This window comes from Cupriavidus sp. SIMBA_020, assembly GCF_046535395.1.
GTDB lineage: Bacteria > Pseudomonadota > Gammaproteobacteria > Burkholderiales > Burkholderiaceae > Cupriavidus > Cupriavidus campinensis.
The window spans coordinates 1-242 of record NZ_JAWRWU010001495.1; the positions used below are offsets into that span (position 1 = coordinate 1).

Consider the following 242-nt stretch of genomic DNA (forward strand, 5'->3'; position numbering starts at 1 on the left):
ATCGCTCCAGTTCGAGCGAGCGCACGGGGCTCGTCTTGAACAGCAACTGGATCTCGTCGGCCGTTTCGACCTTCCCCTGCCAGTGATAGCGCGACTTGATCGCACCGAACTCCGACACGCATGCGGCCAGCCGCGCGTCGAGCGCACCGTCGGCGAGCACTGCGGCCGTCGCCGCATCCGGCACCGTCGTCAGCATCAACACCACCACCATACGCCCTCCTGGCTGGTTTACCGGCTTTCGC

General features: G+C 65.7%; 1 protein-coding gene. It reads right to left on the minus strand.

Annotated elements, in window-relative coordinates; genetic code table 11:
* A partial coding sequence (gene cutA, locus SB751_RS34570; protein WP_410749561.1) for a divalent-cation tolerance protein CutA occupies positions 1 to 211 on the minus strand: 211 nt, incomplete at its 3' end.
* Positions 212 to 242 lie beyond the last annotated feature (31 nt).